At 64.7% G+C, this 14,035-nt stretch carries 22 protein-coding genes; 13 read left to right on the forward strand and 9 right to left on the reverse strand.

All coding sequences use genetic code 11. The features are described 5' to 3' along the window. Position 1: 1 nt before the first annotated feature. Positions 2-988 (reverse strand): DUF7847 domain-containing protein, encoded by a 987-nt coding sequence (locus K6L26_RS04285; RefSeq protein ID WP_080989640.1) that lies wholly within the window; start codon positions 986-988, stop codon positions 2-4. A 39-nt stretch (positions 989-1,027) separates the two neighbouring features. On the opposite strand from K6L26_RS04285, the gene K6L26_RS04290 reads away from it, so the two are divergent. From K6L26_RS04290 to K6L26_RS04300, 3 genes are all read left to right on the forward strand, one after another. Next, entirely contained in the window at positions 1,028-1,699 is a 672-nt protein-coding gene (locus tag K6L26_RS04290; RefSeq protein WP_043371112.1) for an SIMPL domain-containing protein, read from the forward strand. 20 nt (positions 1,700-1,719) lie between these two features. Then, entirely contained in the window at positions 1,720-2,184 is a 465-nt protein-coding gene (locus K6L26_RS04295) for a GatB/YqeY domain-containing protein (RefSeq protein ID WP_019348905.1), read from the forward strand. An 80-nt stretch (positions 2,185-2,264) separates the two neighbouring features. Beyond that, positions 2,265-3,158 carry a manganese catalase family protein gene (locus K6L26_RS04300; RefSeq protein ID WP_036391317.1) on the forward strand — a complete coding sequence of 298 codons (894 nt, stop codon included), beginning with the start codon at positions 2,265-2,267 and terminating at the stop codon, positions 3,156-3,158. A gap of 50 nt (positions 3,159-3,208) precedes the next feature. Here K6L26_RS04300 and K6L26_RS04305 read toward each other — a convergent pair whose 3' ends face one another. Further along, complete coding sequence (locus K6L26_RS04305; protein WP_064898483.1) at positions 3,209-3,793, reverse strand: hemerythrin domain-containing protein; 585 nt, start codon at positions 3,791-3,793, stop codon at positions 3,209-3,211. A gap of 83 nt (positions 3,794-3,876) precedes the next feature. On the opposite strand from K6L26_RS04305, the gene K6L26_RS04310 reads away from it, so the two are divergent. Next, entirely contained in the window at positions 3,877-4,023 is a 147-nt protein-coding gene (locus K6L26_RS04310) for a hypothetical protein (RefSeq protein ID WP_019346734.1), read from the forward strand. A gap of 3 nt (positions 4,024-4,026) precedes the next feature. On the opposite strand, the gene K6L26_RS04315 is transcribed toward K6L26_RS04310, so the two are convergent. The 3 genes from K6L26_RS04315 to K6L26_RS04325 are packed head-to-tail and all read right to left on the reverse strand — an operon-like array spanning position 4,027 to position 6,057. Continuing rightward, on the reverse strand, positions 4,027-4,689 hold the full coding sequence (locus tag K6L26_RS04315; protein WP_221852761.1) for a phosphodiesterase: 663 nt from the start codon (positions 4,687-4,689) through the stop codon (positions 4,027-4,029). Positions 4,690-4,731: 42 nt separating this feature from the next. Continuing rightward, positions 4,732-5,526: an acyl-CoA thioesterase gene (locus tag K6L26_RS04320; protein WP_221852762.1), complete on the reverse strand. Its 795-nt coding sequence runs from the start codon at positions 5,524-5,526 to the stop codon at positions 4,732-4,734. A 36-nt stretch (positions 5,527-5,562) separates the two neighbouring features. Then, positions 5,563-6,057, reverse strand: a complete 495-nt coding sequence (locus K6L26_RS04325; protein ID WP_019346737.1) for an SRPBCC family protein — start codon at positions 6,055-6,057, stop codon at positions 5,563-5,565. 68 nt (positions 6,058-6,125) lie between these two features. Here K6L26_RS04325 and K6L26_RS04330 point away from each other — a divergent pair, with 68 nt between their 5' ends. The 6 genes from K6L26_RS04330 (at position 6,126) to K6L26_RS32000 (ending at position 10,290) form a co-directional block, all read left to right on the forward strand. Next, complete coding sequence (locus K6L26_RS04330) at positions 6,126-7,265, forward strand: serine/threonine-protein kinase (protein ID WP_221852763.1); 1,140 nt, start codon at positions 6,126-6,128, stop codon at positions 7,263-7,265. A gap of 92 nt (positions 7,266-7,357) precedes the next feature. After that, the gene (locus tag K6L26_RS04335) at positions 7,358-7,612 is read left to right on the forward strand and encodes a hypothetical protein (protein ID WP_019344669.1); all 255 of its coding nucleotides are present in this window, start codon (positions 7,358-7,360) and stop codon (positions 7,610-7,612) included. A gap of 244 nt (positions 7,613-7,856) precedes the next feature. Next, on the forward strand, positions 7,857-8,072 hold the full coding sequence (locus tag K6L26_RS04340) for a hypothetical protein (protein WP_221852764.1): 216 nt from the start codon (positions 7,857-7,859) through the stop codon (positions 8,070-8,072). A 745-nt stretch (positions 8,073-8,817) separates the two neighbouring features. After that, positions 8,818-9,414, forward strand: coding sequence for a helix-turn-helix transcriptional regulator (locus K6L26_RS04345; protein ID WP_221852765.1), 597 nt, complete (start codon positions 8,818-8,820; stop codon positions 9,412-9,414). After that, complete coding sequence (locus K6L26_RS04350; protein ID WP_221852766.1) at positions 9,411-9,851, forward strand: hypothetical protein; 441 nt, start codon at positions 9,411-9,413, stop codon at positions 9,849-9,851. The genes K6L26_RS04345 and K6L26_RS04350 overlap by 4 nt, the downstream gene beginning before the upstream one ends. Positions 9,852-10,032: 181 nt before the next feature. Next, positions 10,033-10,290, forward strand: a complete 258-nt coding sequence (locus K6L26_RS32000) for a helix-turn-helix domain-containing protein (RefSeq protein ID WP_221852767.1) — start codon at positions 10,033-10,035, stop codon at positions 10,288-10,290. Between the two features lie 38 nt (positions 10,291-10,328). Here K6L26_RS32000 and K6L26_RS04360 read toward each other — a convergent pair whose 3' ends face one another. The 4 genes from K6L26_RS04360 to K6L26_RS04375 form a co-directional block, all read right to left on the reverse strand. Continuing rightward, on the reverse strand, positions 10,329-10,676 hold the full coding sequence (locus K6L26_RS04360) for a hypothetical protein (RefSeq protein ID WP_221852768.1): 348 nt from the start codon (positions 10,674-10,676) through the stop codon (positions 10,329-10,331). Between the two features lie 339 nt (positions 10,677-11,015). Further along, the gene (locus K6L26_RS04365; RefSeq protein WP_221852769.1) at positions 11,016-11,822 is read right to left on the reverse strand and encodes a TIGR04255 family protein; all 807 of its coding nucleotides are present in this window, start codon (positions 11,820-11,822) and stop codon (positions 11,016-11,018) included. 103 nt (positions 11,823-11,925) lie between these two features. Then, positions 11,926-12,255, reverse strand: a complete 330-nt coding sequence (locus K6L26_RS04370) for a hypothetical protein (protein WP_221852770.1) — start codon at positions 12,253-12,255, stop codon at positions 11,926-11,928. Beyond that, complete coding sequence (locus K6L26_RS04375) at positions 12,255-12,623, reverse strand: hypothetical protein (RefSeq protein WP_245008686.1); 369 nt, start codon at positions 12,621-12,623, stop codon at positions 12,255-12,257. The genes K6L26_RS04370 and K6L26_RS04375 overlap by 1 nt, the downstream gene beginning before the upstream one ends. 104 nt (positions 12,624-12,727) lie before the next feature. Between K6L26_RS04375 and K6L26_RS31630 the strand changes: the two genes are divergently transcribed. From K6L26_RS31630 to K6L26_RS31635, 3 genes are read left to right on the forward strand one after another with little or no spacing between them, the layout of a single operon-like run. Beyond that, a complete protein-coding gene (locus K6L26_RS31630; RefSeq protein WP_245008687.1) occupies positions 12,728-13,132 on the forward strand; it encodes a hypothetical protein in 405 nt (134 codons plus the stop codon). Then, complete coding sequence (locus K6L26_RS31875) at positions 13,129-13,377, forward strand: tyrosine-type recombinase/integrase (protein ID WP_280639567.1); 249 nt, start codon at positions 13,129-13,131, stop codon at positions 13,375-13,377. Before K6L26_RS31630 ends, K6L26_RS31875 begins: the two co-directional genes overlap by 4 nt. 10 nt (positions 13,378-13,387) lie before the next feature. Then, on the forward strand, positions 13,388-13,822 hold the full coding sequence (locus tag K6L26_RS31635) for a tyrosine-type recombinase/integrase (protein ID WP_280639568.1): 435 nt from the start codon (positions 13,388-13,390) through the stop codon (positions 13,820-13,822). The last annotated feature ends 213 nt before the right edge of the window (positions 13,823-14,035 follow it).

The raw sequence follows: 14,035 nt of genomic DNA on the forward strand, positions 1-14,035 counted from the left end.
CTCAGATGTACCGCGGTAGCCACAGTTGATCGGTCGTGCAGACCGGTGCGTTCGCACCCGTCTGCAGCATCAGGTCGAACGCCTCGGCCCGGAACCGGCGATCGGCGTACAGCAGCACCACCACACCCGCGCTGAACGGTGCGGTGACGATCTGCCCGATCGCAGCGCCGACGGCGGTCAGGATCAGGGCCGGCAACGTGGGGCCGTCGGCGACCATCGTCATGATCTGCCCGGCCACGTTGAACGGCGCGCCGACGCCCCAACCGATCACTGCGGCCACGATGGTGGCCAGCACCCAGATGCCGAACACCCGCCAGAAATCCTTGTTCACCAATGTGAACGAGCGTTTGATCGCCGCGACGATACCGAGATGCTCCAACACGATCACGGCCGGGGCGAACAGCAGAACCGTGGACACATAGATCACCCCGAGCAACGCCAGCGGCACTGACACCGCGCCCACCGCGAACCCGGCGAGGCCGCCACCGAGCACGCCCGCCCCGACGATCATGACGGTGACGCCGACGATGACGACGATCAGCGCCAGAGCCTGCAACGCGGTCAGCCCGATCAGCGCGGGTAACCGGCCGCGCAGCCGCTGCCAGGCCTCACCCACGGTGATGCCGGCTCCGAACACCGAGCGGCCGATCACCACCGTGAGCATGCCGCTGAGCAGCAGCGAGGCCAGCGTCGTCACCACGATGCCGCTGAACGCACCGGCGGCGAACACCGCGATGCTCCCGGGTGAGGGCGCTTCGCCCTGCAGCGTGGAGTCGAACTCGCCGAGTGCCGACAGCGGACCGACCTGCAACGCGAGCGTGACGATCTGCGAAGCGACCACGACCACGGTGGCCAGCCCCAGCGTGGCTTTGGGGTTGGTGCGGATGTAGGCGACCGCGCCGTTGAAGATCTCGGTCAGGCTCAACGGGCGAAGCGGGATGACGCGCCCTGCCGAAAAATGCGCAAGGTCTGGCCGGCCGCTCGTCATGCCTTCACCGTAGTTCCCGTCAGCAACTACGGTGAGGGCATGCCGACCGAGATCATCGTGCGGGGATCGTTCTCCACCTATCGGCCGCCCGAGCGGGCCACGGTCCACGCCACGCTCGGCTACGAAGGCCCGGCCATCGAGCCGGTATACGAGCGGGTGGTCCGCGACCTGGACGCGGTGAAATCCTCGATCACCCCGCTGCACGACCCCGACGGCGGACCGGTCACCAGATGGTCGACCGGCCAGGTGCGGACCTGGGCCAACCGGCCCTGGAACAACGAGGGCAAGCAGCTGCCGTTGGTGCACCACGCCAGCGTCGACGTCGAGGTCAGATTCAGCGATTTCACCGCGCTGTCGCGGTGGGTGGGCGGACATGTCACCGACACCGGCGGGTTCGCGTTGTCGCGGATCGATTGGGCACTCACGGCCGAACACCGAGACGAACTCGTCGCGCAAGCACACACCGCAGCCGTGGCCGACGCCGTGACCCGCGCCCAGCGCTACTCCGACGCGCTGGGCCTCGGCCCGGTGCGGCCGGTGGCGATCGGCGACGCCGGCATGGTGGCCCGGCCGCCGGAGGAGGCGTCGTCCCCGCCGATGATGCGCGCCATGGCAGCCCGGGGCGGCGGCGCTCCCCAACTCGACTTCTCACCCGCCGATATCGAGGTCGCGATGTCGGTCGACGCGAAATTCGTGGCGGGCGAGGGCTGATCGCGGCGTAGGTTGGCGCTATGGCTGAGCTCAAGGACAAGCTGCGCACGGACCTGACCAGCGCGATGAAGTCGCAGGACAAATTGCGCACCGCAACGCTGCGAATGCTGTTGGCCGCGATCCAGGCCGAGGAGGTTTCGGGTAAGCAGGCCCGAGAGCTGACTGACGCCGAGGTGATCGCGGTACTGGCCCGCGAATCGAAGAAGCGCGGCGACGCGGCCGAGATCTATACCCAGAACGGCCGGGGCGAGCTTGCTGCCAACGAACACGCCGAAGCCCGCGTGATCGACGAGTACCTGCCCACCCCGCTGACCGACGCCGAACTCGCCGATGTCGCCGACACCGCCATCGCCGAAGTCGCCGAGCAGATCGGGGAGCGCCCGGGCATGCGCCAGATGGGCCAGGTGATGAAGGCCGCCACCGCCATTGCAGCGGGCAAGGCCGACGGCGCGCGGCTTTCGGCGGCAGTCAAGGCGCGCCTCTGAGGGGCCCTGGCGTTTGAGGTGGCCGGTGACGGGTATCCGCCGGCATCCCTAGCCGTCGATCAGCCCTGGAGGTACCCGGGATGTTTGTTCACAACAAGGATCTGCAATTCGAGGTTCGGGTCACCGAGCCAGACCCACGCTTCGCCACCCTGCTCCAGGAGCAGTTCGGCGGTGCCAACGGCGAATTGAAAGCCGCCATGCAGTACTTCACCCAGGCATTCGTGCTGCGGGAGAAAAGCCCGAAGATGTACGACCTCATGATGGACATCGCGACCGAGGAACTGTCTCATCTGGAGATGGTCGGCTCCATGATCACGATGCTGCTCGACGGACTCAACGACGACCTCAAGGTCGCCAACGAGCGCTGCGACTGGATGCCCGCGGTGGCCGACGCGGACGGCCGAGACCAGATCATCCACAGCGTCGCGGCCAACCCGCTGTACTTCGCGCTGACCGGTGGCGGCCCCGACGTCAGCAACTCCGCCGGGGTGCCGTGGAGCGGCTCGTACGTCAACTCGAACGGCGATCCGTCGGTGGACCTGCGCAGCAATCTGGCCGCCGAATCGCGAGCCAAGATCGTCTACGAATATCTCAAGCAGTTCACGGATGATCCGGGCGTACAGGACACCCTGACCTTCCTGATGACCCGCGAGGTGGCCCACTTCCAGCAATTCACCGCGGCGCTCAACGAGCTACCGGTGAACTTCCCGCCGGGACAGCTGCCGGGCGACGACCGGTTCCAGAATGTCGCGTTCAACATGTCCAACGGCACCGGTGACGCGCGCGGCCCGTGGAACCAAGGCCAGGGCCCGTGGCCCGAGGGCATGAAGTGGAAGTACGTCAACAAGCCACAGGAAGAATGGCTCGGCGGCAGGTTGCGCCAGAATCAAGGCGCGAAGAAGAACCCGGAGGGCAGCCCCGCGGTGGACAGCGAGAAGCCGTTCACCCACGAACAACACACCGCTGTCATGTAACTGCCTGGCTGACGGCCGGCGCCCTGAGGACGCCGGCCGTCAGTGGCTGTTCAGCGGATCTGTGGGTCAGGCGGGTTGTCCTCGGCGCGGCCGGTCGCCGCATCACGGACATGGTCGACGACGGCCGCGGCGGTGCCCACCGTCATCTGGGCGGCTTGACTGGATGGCGTGTCGGGATGGGGGCGCGTCGGTGCCATCTTCTTGGCCTGCTCCAGCTTGGCGCCGAGTTTCTCCCGCTCCTCGCGATCGACGGCGGCCTCGAACTTCGGCCACACGACCTCTTCCTCGAACTCGATGTGCTCGCGGCCCACTTTCACGAATTCCCGTAGTGCGTCGTGATATTCGGGCTCGCCGGGTGCGCCGTCCTCGAGTCGCTGCAAGAGCTGCTTGCCTGCTTCCTCCTGCTCGATCGCCTCATCGGCCAGTTCGTCACCGTTGTCGAGCACGTCGCGAACCATCGGCCAGAACAACTGCTCCTCGATTGCCTCGTGTTGGGATTCGGCGATGACCAGATTGGTCACCATGGTGGCCAACCCGCTCTCCTTGGCCCCGGGGCCGGTGGGCGCGCCGTCGAGCACCTCCAGCATGCCCAGCACGCTCTTGTGGTCCTGACGCAGAAATGTCAGTGCATCCATGTCCGTTGCCTTTCGGTGGTGAGTCGGATGCACATACCCCTGGCCGCCGGGTTGAAACTCACGGCGACGGGTATCTCAGGCGTATGCCAACCGGTAAGGGTATCTACGACGAACAGCACCGCAAGGACAGCGGCGACAGCGCCGACAAGCAGGATCGGGCCAAGAACGTGCCGGAAGACACCCCGGACGTGGACACCACCGAGAGCACCAGTCAGGAACCGCCCGACTGAACGCTATTCGGCGTCGCGCCCGACGCGGCTGCTGTGGTAAGCGGCGCGGCGGACATCGGCCAACCAGTGCGGGGCCAGGCGTACTCCGTCCGCCTCATGCAGCGCCGGGTCGAACGACACGTCGCGACCGTGCGGCAGCTTCTGGATCAGCGACAGTCGGGCCAGCGGCTCGAATTCGCCTGCGGCGTTGGACTGTTCGATGTCGAACTGGATGCCGCCACGTTCCAATTGGCGGCGCACACTGTCGAGCGAGAGCCCGCCGCCGTCGAAATCTGTGGTGAGGCGGGCGCGCAGCCACCACAGCGCGCCCTCGAACCGCAGTGGCATCACGCTCGAGAACGTGATTCCCGTCCACGAATTGGCCGGCCACAACACAAACCGGTTCCCGGCCAGCGTCGAGGCCAACAGCACATCCCATGGCGTACCGGACAACTGTGGCGGTATCCGCCAGGCCAGGCCGGCGATGTCAGGCACGGAATCTGGCGTCCCGATCCCTTTCGACAACCTTCCGACGACATCACAGGAGTAGACCGGCAGGCCCCGGCCTGTGGGTGCGGTGCGTTCGAGACTGCCTCGTGCCAGCACGCCGCTCGGGTGGAACAGGCGCCGGTGCCGAGCCGCAGCACCGAGCTCGACCGGCAGGGACGCGATATCGGAGAACCTCATGCCACCGGCTGCCCGCGATGAGGGTGTTGCAAACCCGCCGGACTAGATCGGAATTCGCCAGAGCGCTTCCTGGGTGACGCTGGCGATCAGCGTGCCCGCGGCGTCGTAGAGGGAGCCACGTGCCAGGCCGCGGGAATCGTTGTGGTTCGCCGACTGCAGTTCGTACCGGTGCCAGCCGTGGGGCAAGAACGGCCGGTGGAACCAGATCGAGTGGTCCAGGCTCGCGGCGAAGCCGAGATCGGACCGCAGCGGGACCGACGGCGGCAGCGCTGAGGGCACCGGTCCAAGATCGGACAGGAATGTCAGGGTGCAGGCGCGGATCAGCGGGTCGTCCTCGATCTCGTCCTGCGTGCGAATCCAGAACGGCGAGATCGCGAACTCCGAGTCGTCGGAGGGCATGGTGCGCAGGTCGAACTTGTCACCGAAATCCATGACGTCGTGCTTGGGAGTGGCGGCGTCGAATTCCCGGACCGGCGGGGCGTCGGGGGACCAGTCGAGACCCGGCTCGGGCTGATGGAACGAGGCCATCATCTCCAGGATCACCTTGCCGTCCTGGCTGGCGGTGACGTGGCGGGTGGTGAACGCGCGCCCGTCGCGGGTGCGGTCGACGTGGAACTCGACGTCGGCGTTGTACCGCCCGCCCCGGACGAAGTAGGCGTGCAGCGACTGCGCCACCTTGCCGTCGTCAACCGTGGCCCCGGCCACCGCCAGCGACTGCGCCGCGATCAGGCCGCCGAACAGCCGCTCCGTCGCGCCCCGGCGCGGTTGGCGAATGCAGAAGTCATCACCGTCGCGGTTGTACTGCAACAGTGCGGCGATCCAGCTCAGCTCGGCCATCGGCCGACGCTATCAACTGCTTGGTTGGGAGCTCGATCACACTCGGGCGAAATAGCGCTGGCCATCGGAGGCCAGCCGTCCGAACGCCGCCTTGACCACCGGCGCCAGCCCCTTGAATGGAATCGCGAACATTGGCTTGGGCTCGATCGCCACGATCCAGGTGAACTGGGTCTGGCCGTCACCGGAGGGCTCCACCAGGTAATCCTCGGCGAATCGGCGCAGCGACGGAATGTTCGCGTGATCCACGGCGAACGAGTAGCGACGGCCCTCCTCCCAGCGGAAGAAGGTCTCATGCACCCGGACCAACCCGGGCGTCAGCGTCACCTCACGGGAGCTGCCGACGCCGAAGGGCCTCGGCGTCACCCAGTCGACCTTGGTGACCGACGGGCCCCACGCGGCCAGAGACGCGTCGGACACCAGCGACTCCCACACCTTCTCGGGCGGTGCGGCGAAGCGCTTGTGATAGGTGAAGATGTGCGGGGCAGTCGTGAAGAAATCGGCGTCGGCCGTGTCCAGCGGGAACCGGGGCATGGTGTCAGCATGCCGCACAACGGCACTGCGGGATACTGGGATCCAAGCGCACAGCGGAGGGGAGATCTATGACGGCGGCGCTCGGCGGCCGCTACCAGCTGCGCGGTGTTCTCGGCCGCGGCGGCATGGCCGAGGTGCACGACGGCTGGGATACCAGGCTGTCGCGTCCGGTCGCGGTCAAGCTGCTCTACCCGGCCCTGGCCGCCGATGAGGTGACGCGTCGGCGCTTCGAGAACGAGGCGCGAGCCGCCGCCGCACTGAACCACCCGAACATCGTCGCGATCCACGACAGCGGTGAGGACCGCGGCACGCCCTACATCGTGATGGAACGACTGCCCGGACCCACCCTGGCTGACGAGATCTCGGCCGGGCCGCTGTCGGCCGACCGCGTGCGCTGGGTGCTCAACGACCTGCTCGGTGCGCTGACCGCCGCGCACGACGCGGGCATCCTCCATCGCGACATCAAGCCCGGCAACGTCCTCATCACCAAGTCCGGTGCCGCCAAGCTCGCCGACTTCGGCATCGCCAAGACCGACGGGGCCGCTCACACCCGCGTCGGGATGGTCTTCGGCACCGCGAATTACCTGAGCCCACAACGGATTACCGGGCAACCGGCATCGCCGTCGGACGATCTGTACGCCCTCGGCGTCCTCGGCTACGAGGCACTGACCAGGCGGCTGCCGTTCGAGCGCGACAATCCGGTGGCCACCATGCGATCGGTGCTCGACGAGCCGCTGACCCCGATCGGCGTGCTGCGTCCCGACGTCGATCCGGCTCTGATCCACGTGCTGGAACGCGCGATGTCGCGGGATCCGGCCTATCGCTTCGCCAATGCCGCCGAGATGCGGGCCGCACTGCAGCCGGCACCACCGGCGCCTGCCGCGCCGCTGCCGCCGACGCCACCGGCGACGCTGATGCTGCCCCCGCCGCCCGCGCCCCGGCGGTCGCGCGTTCGGATGACATTGCTGACCGGTGGACTGCTGGCCGGCGTGGTCTTGGCCGCACTGCTGCTGATCTCCGACCCGCCGCCACAGCGCTCACCGATCACCCCGGTGACGACCTCGGTTGAGCCCACGGTGCCGGCCGCCACCGACGTGCCCGGCTTCGCGCCGACCGTGCCCGAGGACGAGTGGGATCAAGACCCCGGCAAGGGGAACGGCCACGGAAACGGCAAGGGCCACGGAAAGAAGGGACACCCACATGAGTGAGGCCGGTCCGACCCGATAACTGGGAATAGATGCCGGGGCTGCGACGTTTTCCATTGCATAGGAATCCTATGTTTTCAATGGAGTGGTTCGATATGAGTAATTTCGGCATCAAGTTCGCGACCGTCGTTGGTGGATGCGCTGCCGTGGCGCTGAGTGTGTTCGGGGTCGTCGGAGGCCTGCAGAGTAATCCGGTCTCGCTTCTCGGCTCCGAGCCGTCATCTCCGATGCAGACCGGGGTGACCATCACGCCGTCCAACCCGGCGCAGGCACCCGAGATCCCCATGGCCACTCCCGGAATCAAGGGACCGGCCCCGCTGCCGCCGGAAGAACAAGGACTGCCGGGATAGGACAGGCCCACCAGCTGTCGACCGCAACGGGAAAGGCCCAGACCGGATTGCTCTGGTCTGGGCCTTACTCACATTGTCGGGGTGGCGGGATTCGAACCCACGACCTCTTCGTCGCGAACCACGACCTGGGCGTTTGCCATTTTCAATGGCGTTGGATGATTCGAAGAGTGCGAGGTAAGAGCGTTGGATAGGTTTGGCACTGTTGGTGGTCGACGAAACTACTGCGGACGGAGGCTGGTGCGGCATGAGCGACAGCCGATTCCGGGATGACCTGCACCTGGTGCCGGTCGACCGGTACGAGCCCACCACCGTGCGCGCACTGCTGGCGCACCTGAACCTTGAGACTGCGGCCGCAGCCGCCCAGGAGGCCGGGATCCGCGACTGGCTGGCCATGCACCCACCGGGCCCCATGATGACCTACTCGGTCAACGACTCCGGGTTCGGGCACCTACTCGACTGAATCCTTCAACCGCGACTGCGGGCATTGCGCGCCGCAATAGGCAGAGGTGCCGACTGCTGTGGTGACGGTGTCTGTGGTGGTCGGCATGGCTACCGTTCTACTCCACGTCTTCGGCCCTAAACTCGACTGCGGGTGATGAACACATCGCCTCTTGGAACGCCGAGGCCCTGCCGGAGCGGACTCCAGCAGGGCTCGGAAGTGTCTTGGTCGGACGCCACGATCCTATGCGATACGCATCAGCGCGTCTGTGCGCGTGCGTATTTCGTCGCTGTGAGTTTCGACTCTGTCGGGCACCCCCGGCGCTCCTCGAACTGCGGACTCAGGACCACGGTGAGCGCGATGTGCGGAGCATGCCCAGGTTGGCACTTCGTGGCCACCCGTCATGCGTCGGAAAGGAGCGTGTGATGGGTAGCTGGCCAGAGGTAACCCTCCGCCAGGTTCGCCGCGCTTTGAAAGGCCGTCACCAGGTCTACGAAGCCATCGAATACTGGGTTAAGCGGGGGTGGCGCGTTCGTGGGCAGGGTCACAAGTTTGCCCTGTATCCGCCTGACCCCGGCGTCCGGCTTGCTCCGCCGAACTGGGTTCGCGTGGACGGGTCGCCTGGTCCAGATGCGGCGTGGATCGCGAAAGTAGTCCATCGGGAATGTAAGAACCTCGAGAAGCGCATCAGGGATGAGACATCATAGCGGCTTACCGGCACTGTTTCCTGTTGACAACACCGCCTTTTCTGGCACACACTTGGCGCATGAGCGCCGGGACCTTCAATTTTGAGATCGCATTTGTCGTCGAAGACATCGACGATCCCGCCGACGAGCGCATCGACCGAGTGGCCGAACTGCTTCCCAACTTCGTTCTCACCTCGTACGGCGATCTGATGGTGGCGACAGTGCTGGTCAGAGCTGCGGACGCGGTCGAGGCAGGGGTTTTTGCCGCGAAGGCGATCGAATCAAGCGGTATCAGGGTTCTCCGCACCTATCAAGACCTGGTGACGCGTCAGGACATCGCGGAGCGCATCGGAGTGACACGCCAGGCCGTCGGCAACTGGGTCCGCGGTGAGCGACACGAGGACACGCCGTTTCCATCCGCAGTTTCACATGTGGCAGGCGGCATCTGGCTGTGGGGTGATGTCGCTGCTTGGGCTCGTGCACACCACTACAGCGTTGACGACGCGTTGTTCCCCTCGTTGAGTGAACACACCCGTCTGGATCTCTTGATCGCCGCGGGAGTCCGGGCAGTCACCGTGTCGACCTACGTTGCGGCTGCTGACATCACGTTCAGGCAGAGACGTTCGCTACCCGAGACAGGCAATTCCTACCAGCGGTCGTACGCACTCGCCTCATGATTGAGCGTAACGGTGAGACCACCTTCGAAGACGTCAGAGAGCTGCTAGATCGATCTGAGCTCGCTGATGTCGTGATATACGAGAACTCAAGTCGGCGCGTCGACAATTCCGATGAGTCAGAGTTCACGCTTCAAGTGCTGACGCGACTGGACGAGCAAGAATACGAAGTTCGCTGCAAAGTGTCGGCGGGCGGTCACGGCGGCCAATACGTTGCAGATGCGGGGGCGATTTTCACCTTCGAATCTCCATGCATGCTCGAGGAAGGTATCGCTCGAGACTTCGCTGAGAAGGTCGGCGTTATGACCGTTTACCCGTATCTCCGTGCCGCGGTCAGTCAGTCGGCGGCAATTCTCGGCTTGGATCGTCCTGTGCTGCCGCTCCTTCGCGCGGGGGCAATAAAGCTCTCTGGTGACCAACCCGCCGGCGAATTGCCATAGATAGAAAAGCTCAGCAATCCCTCGAAAACCGAGCTTGACCAGGAACAACACGCCCGGGCCATGTCGGTAACCGCGTTCCGTGCTGATACTCGGGTAGGCTCGGCGCTCACTCGCCTCTATAAAAACGGCGCCGAGCCTACCCGAGTATCAGCACGGGCTACTTTTCCGTCACGCTGATGTCATGGCAATTGATGATCGCGCGTACACCGTTGACGAGGCTGCCGAGATTCTCCACGTATCGCCATCGTTCCTTCGTGAGCAGCTGCGCAAGCGACGATTCGCCGGCTACAAACCAGCCGGCCGCTGGATGATGCGCGAGTCACAGGTGAAGTCTGCGATGGACGCCATGTCGACTGTAGCCATCGCGTTTGAACCGTCGGCGCCGTCGGCGTTACCGCCGCGGTCGCGTGTGCTCCGACGGATCCGAAATGACAATTAGCCTCTTCAGGGAGGGGAGCTGGTCGGATCGATCCGGACCTAGGTCTTCGCCTTCGCCTTCGGCTTGAGTTCCGGCTTCGACGAATCGCGCGATTGCCCGATGAAATAGCTGCGGCCAAGTGCAATGCCCGCGACACCAATCAGATCTGCGCACACCGTGAGAGCACCTGCGACGTAAGAACCACCGCTGATCAGCACTGCGGCTACGCCAGCGACAAAGACGACCAATAGTGCGACGAAAACGAGGGTGCATACCTCGACCCAGTAGAAGCGGTTCTCCATCTTGCGTTGGTGCCGCAACTCTTCGATCATTTCGCCACGAATCTCGTCAGGAGCGGTAGTGACTGCCGCTAGAACTGCGAGACGATAGCGATCAGGTGTCGGCACGATTCCTGTGGTCGTTACGAACGTTCACCAGTGCGGCAGCCAGTCGACCTTCCACAGGACGCGGGTACAACCTTGGTCGTAACCCAATAGCTGCGAGCACCGCGTCTAGCGTTACGCGCCGAAGTTCCTTCCGACGTCGTTCCGCGACTTTCTGCGCGGGCCCTGTTGCCTCCGTGGGCATCCCGAGGAGGTGCTGAACGGTGAACGTGCCTGTGTCCGTGGTCACGAATGAAGGGGACCGCGGCGCCACAGGCCGACGAAGTGCAGACCTGCTCCATCCGGTCGGCCGAAGGGCTTCGTCGGCATCTAGCCGACGGTCACCGAGGACCAATACAGCCATCAGGAAATCAACCCCCTCGTCGCGTCAGTTATGCAGGATTCAAACACGAGATTTTTCGTAGTACGCAGCTTATCCAGTACGTCGGTCAAACTGTCAGAGAACCCAGCATACTGCGTGTCGAGATCCACACTGACCGACGCAACAATATCGAGGATGATCCCGCGTTCGCCTTCTCGCGTTGAACTCACAGTGACTAGACAGGTCGGCGAGAAGTCAGGCATCAACTCCTCAAGTGGGATCTCGACCTGGGTGTAGTAGGACGTCACGACTTGGGGCAGATAGGGAGATACCTCGAACGAAGTTCGGAGGTAATCACGGATCTCATAGGCAGGCTTCGGCACCATGATGAGGTTCACGAAGCGAAGACTCGCGCGAGTGACTCTGCTTGGTGCAGCCACCTTGCGGTACACGTTCCAGCAGTCTTCAGATGCCTTCTGAAAACTCTCCCACGTGTCATAGGTGCCGACGCGAGAGAACGAGAACTGGCTTGGCGTAACGACGACACCGTGTGAACCGTCCTCTGACAGCGCGCGAAACCCTTTAAGCGTTCGGGACGTGACCCGCTCGCCGGACTCGCTCCACTCAGATGACGACTCCGTGTAGACCTCCGTCCGCTCCTGATACTCAGGGCGCTCGAGGACCACTGCCAACTCGGCTATTGATAGATCCGGCCGGGCCTCAACTACCAAGGCCATCGTTGCCTCCACGATGGGCGCATTCTCGTACCGATGCCCCACGTTAATAACCGGTGGTAGCCCTCTGAACCCGAGGGCGATGTCGTCGTAGCCCCCAGAGTTGTCGCTCACGGTGTCAACAGTAATGCCTGTCGTCCCGTGCCAGCATGACGTGCCTTCATCCTGACTCATCGGCATGTCCGTGCCTGTGCGTGTCGGATGTTGCGCAGTGGAGTTACAGCCCGTTCTCGTCGAGCCAAAATTCGGCCCAGCTGTCGTCGGTGAACCTGACGGTGTCGTCCGGACCCACGATGGCCCGCGAGTGCGACAACAACACCACATTCTCGACAACTGGCCGGGCAGACTTCGGCAGCGACAACGTCGGCACGTTTACCGACTCGCCGGCGCGCAACCCGTCGAGGATCCGCTGGCAAGGGAACGGCTCACTCGGGGCGTGTGTCTCGTTCACGTTGGTCACCCAAGCCGCCAACTCTGTCTCGTAGTAACTGATCAGATGGGCGTAGAGACCGACCGAGGCTGCCCGCTGCCGCGCCACCCTGGCCATCAGGCACCCGCCTGTCGGCCCCAGCGCGGCTGCGCAGCGCGCGCATGCCGCTCGCTTTTTGCAGTCCCAAGACCCGGATTCACACGCGAGATCAGGTCAATTACGGCCCGATCCTGCGCACGCTGCTCTGCCGCAATCTTGACGAGCACGCTTGCGCTCGCCCCACCGTCAAGCTCCTGCTTCCACAACCGACCGAGGGCCTCGGAGCGGTCAGCCGCGGTCACTGCACGGTCGATGATCTGCTGTTCGTGCTCGGACCACTCCAATTTGGTGTTGAGTTCCCGGCTGGCCTCGGCCCGTGCTTGATCCATGTCCCAGCGCAGCCGGCGGCCGGCTGCGTCGCAGTGGTGTCGAGGATCGGTGGACAAAGACGATCCGTGATGCCGCCGGGAATCCGAAGACAGTTCCGAGCGCGGCTCATGGCAAGGGGAAGCGTTGGCGGGCGCGGTATGTCGACGCTGATGGCCGCGAGGTGGCGAAGGGGTTCGCGCGGAAGATCGACGCGACTCAGTGGCTGGAGAACGTCACGTCGACGATCGTCACCGGCACCTACGTAGCGCCGGGCGCGGGCGCCGTCACTGTAGGTGAGATGCACAAGCAGTGGCTGAAAACCCAAGCGCACGTGAAGGAGTCAACGAAGGCGGCTCGGGCGTCAGCTTGGTCGGTGCATGTCCAGGACCGCTGGCAGGACGTTGCAGTGGTCGATGTCCAGACATCTGCGGTGCGCGCGTGGGTTGACGATCTGCACCGCCCAGAAGAAGACGGCGGCAGCGGCGCAGAGGCCCGACGATTGAGAACGCTCTCGGTGTGTTGCGGATGGTGCTGGCCCTCGCTGTTGAGGATCGTCGGATCCCGCGTAACCCGTGTGACGGGGTGAAGGCGCCTCGCCGGAAGCACTCGGTACGCGCCTACCTCACTCATCAGCAGGTGGCAGAGCTGGCCGGCGCGATGGCCCGCGATGCGCTCGTCGTGCTGTTCCTGGCCTACACCGGCTTGCGGTACGGCGAGATGGCCGCGCTGAAGGTCCAGAGCTTCGACATGCTGCGCCGGCGGGTGAACATCCGGGAGTCGGTGACCGAGGTGTCCGGGAAGCTACGTCTGGTCGACCCCGAAGAATCATGAGCGGCGATCGGTGCCGTTCCCGAAGTTCCTCGTTGCCGAGCTGGCCGCCCGGATGGAAGGCAAGGGCCGCGAGGATCTCGTGTTCCCGGCGTCGGGCGGGGGAGTGCTGCGCATCGCGACGTTCCGCACGCGGGTGTTCAACAAGGCGGTCGACCAGCTGCGCGGCATCGACGAGGACGGCGAGCCCACGACCGACTGGCCGCGGCCGACACTGCACGATCTGCGGCACACCGCGGCCTCGTTGGCGATCAGCGCCGGGGCCAACGTGAAGGCGGTCCAAACGATGCTCGGGCACAAGTCCGCGGCACTCACTCTGGACACCTACGCCGACCTGTTCCCGGACGATCTCGAAGCCGTTGCGGACGCCTTCGATGTAGCAGTCGAGGCGCTGGCGAAAACTACTGCGGACGCACTGCGGACGGAGGCCGGAAGTGGCCCCAGATAGCGAGAAGGCCCTGACCGATACCTACTCTGGTCAGAGCCTTACTCACATTGTCGGGGTGGCGGGATTCGAACCCACGACCTCTTCGTCCCGAACTCCACGTCCTGGGAGTTTGTGACTGTCGACTGCGTTTACCTGGCTGGGTAGTAGCAGGTCAATGCGTTGGTGGCGTTGGCATGTATGAGTCGTTGGTGGGACTACTGCGGGCTAGCTGCG

Origin of the sequence: Mycobacterium farcinogenes (assembly GCF_019739075.1) — a bacterium.
Lineage (GTDB): Bacteria > Actinomycetota > Actinomycetes > Mycobacteriales > Mycobacteriaceae > Mycobacterium > Mycobacterium senegalense.

Coding starts and splice junctions, on each gene's coding strand:
- K6L26_RS04285 (WP_080989640.1), bottom strand. CDS start 988: ATGACGAGCGGCCGGCCAGACCTTGCGCATTTTTCGGCAGGGCGCGTC.
- K6L26_RS04290 (WP_043371112.1), top strand. CDS start 1,028: ATGCCGACCGAGATCATCGTGCGGGGATCGTTCTCCACCTATCGGCCG.
- K6L26_RS04295 (WP_019348905.1), top strand. CDS start 1,720: ATGGCTGAGCTCAAGGACAAGCTGCGCACGGACCTGACCAGCGCGATG.
- K6L26_RS04300 (WP_036391317.1), top strand. CDS start 2,265: ATGTTTGTTCACAACAAGGATCTGCAATTCGAGGTTCGGGTCACCGAG.
- K6L26_RS04305 (WP_064898483.1), bottom strand. CDS start 3,793: ATGGATGCACTGACATTTCTGCGTCAGGACCACAAGAGCGTGCTGGGC.
- K6L26_RS04310 (WP_019346734.1), top strand. CDS start 3,877: ATGCCAACCGGTAAGGGTATCTACGACGAACAGCACCGCAAGGACAGC.
- K6L26_RS04315 (WP_221852761.1), bottom strand. CDS start 4,689: ATGAGGTTCTCCGATATCGCGTCCCTGCCGGTCGAGCTCGGTGCTGCG.
- K6L26_RS04320 (WP_221852762.1), bottom strand. CDS start 5,526: ATGGCCGAGCTGAGCTGGATCGCCGCACTGTTGCAGTACAACCGCGAC.
- K6L26_RS04325 (WP_019346737.1), bottom strand. CDS start 6,057: ATGCCCCGGTTCCCGCTGGACACGGCCGACGCCGATTTCTTCACGACT.
- K6L26_RS04330 (WP_221852763.1), top strand. CDS start 6,126: ATGACGGCGGCGCTCGGCGGCCGCTACCAGCTGCGCGGTGTTCTCGGC.
- K6L26_RS04335 (WP_019344669.1), top strand. CDS start 7,358: ATGAGTAATTTCGGCATCAAGTTCGCGACCGTCGTTGGTGGATGCGCT.
- K6L26_RS04340 (WP_221852764.1), top strand. CDS start 7,857: ATGAGCGACAGCCGATTCCGGGATGACCTGCACCTGGTGCCGGTCGAC.
- K6L26_RS04345 (WP_221852765.1), top strand. CDS start 8,818: ATGAGCGCCGGGACCTTCAATTTTGAGATCGCATTTGTCGTCGAAGAC.
- K6L26_RS04350 (WP_221852766.1), top strand. CDS start 9,411: ATGATTGAGCGTAACGGTGAGACCACCTTCGAAGACGTCAGAGAGCTG.
- K6L26_RS32000 (WP_221852767.1), top strand. CDS start 10,033: ATGGCAATTGATGATCGCGCGTACACCGTTGACGAGGCTGCCGAGATT.
- K6L26_RS04370 (WP_221852770.1), bottom strand. CDS start 12,255: ATGGCCAGGGTGGCGCGGCAGCGGGCAGCCTCGGTCGGTCTCTACGCC.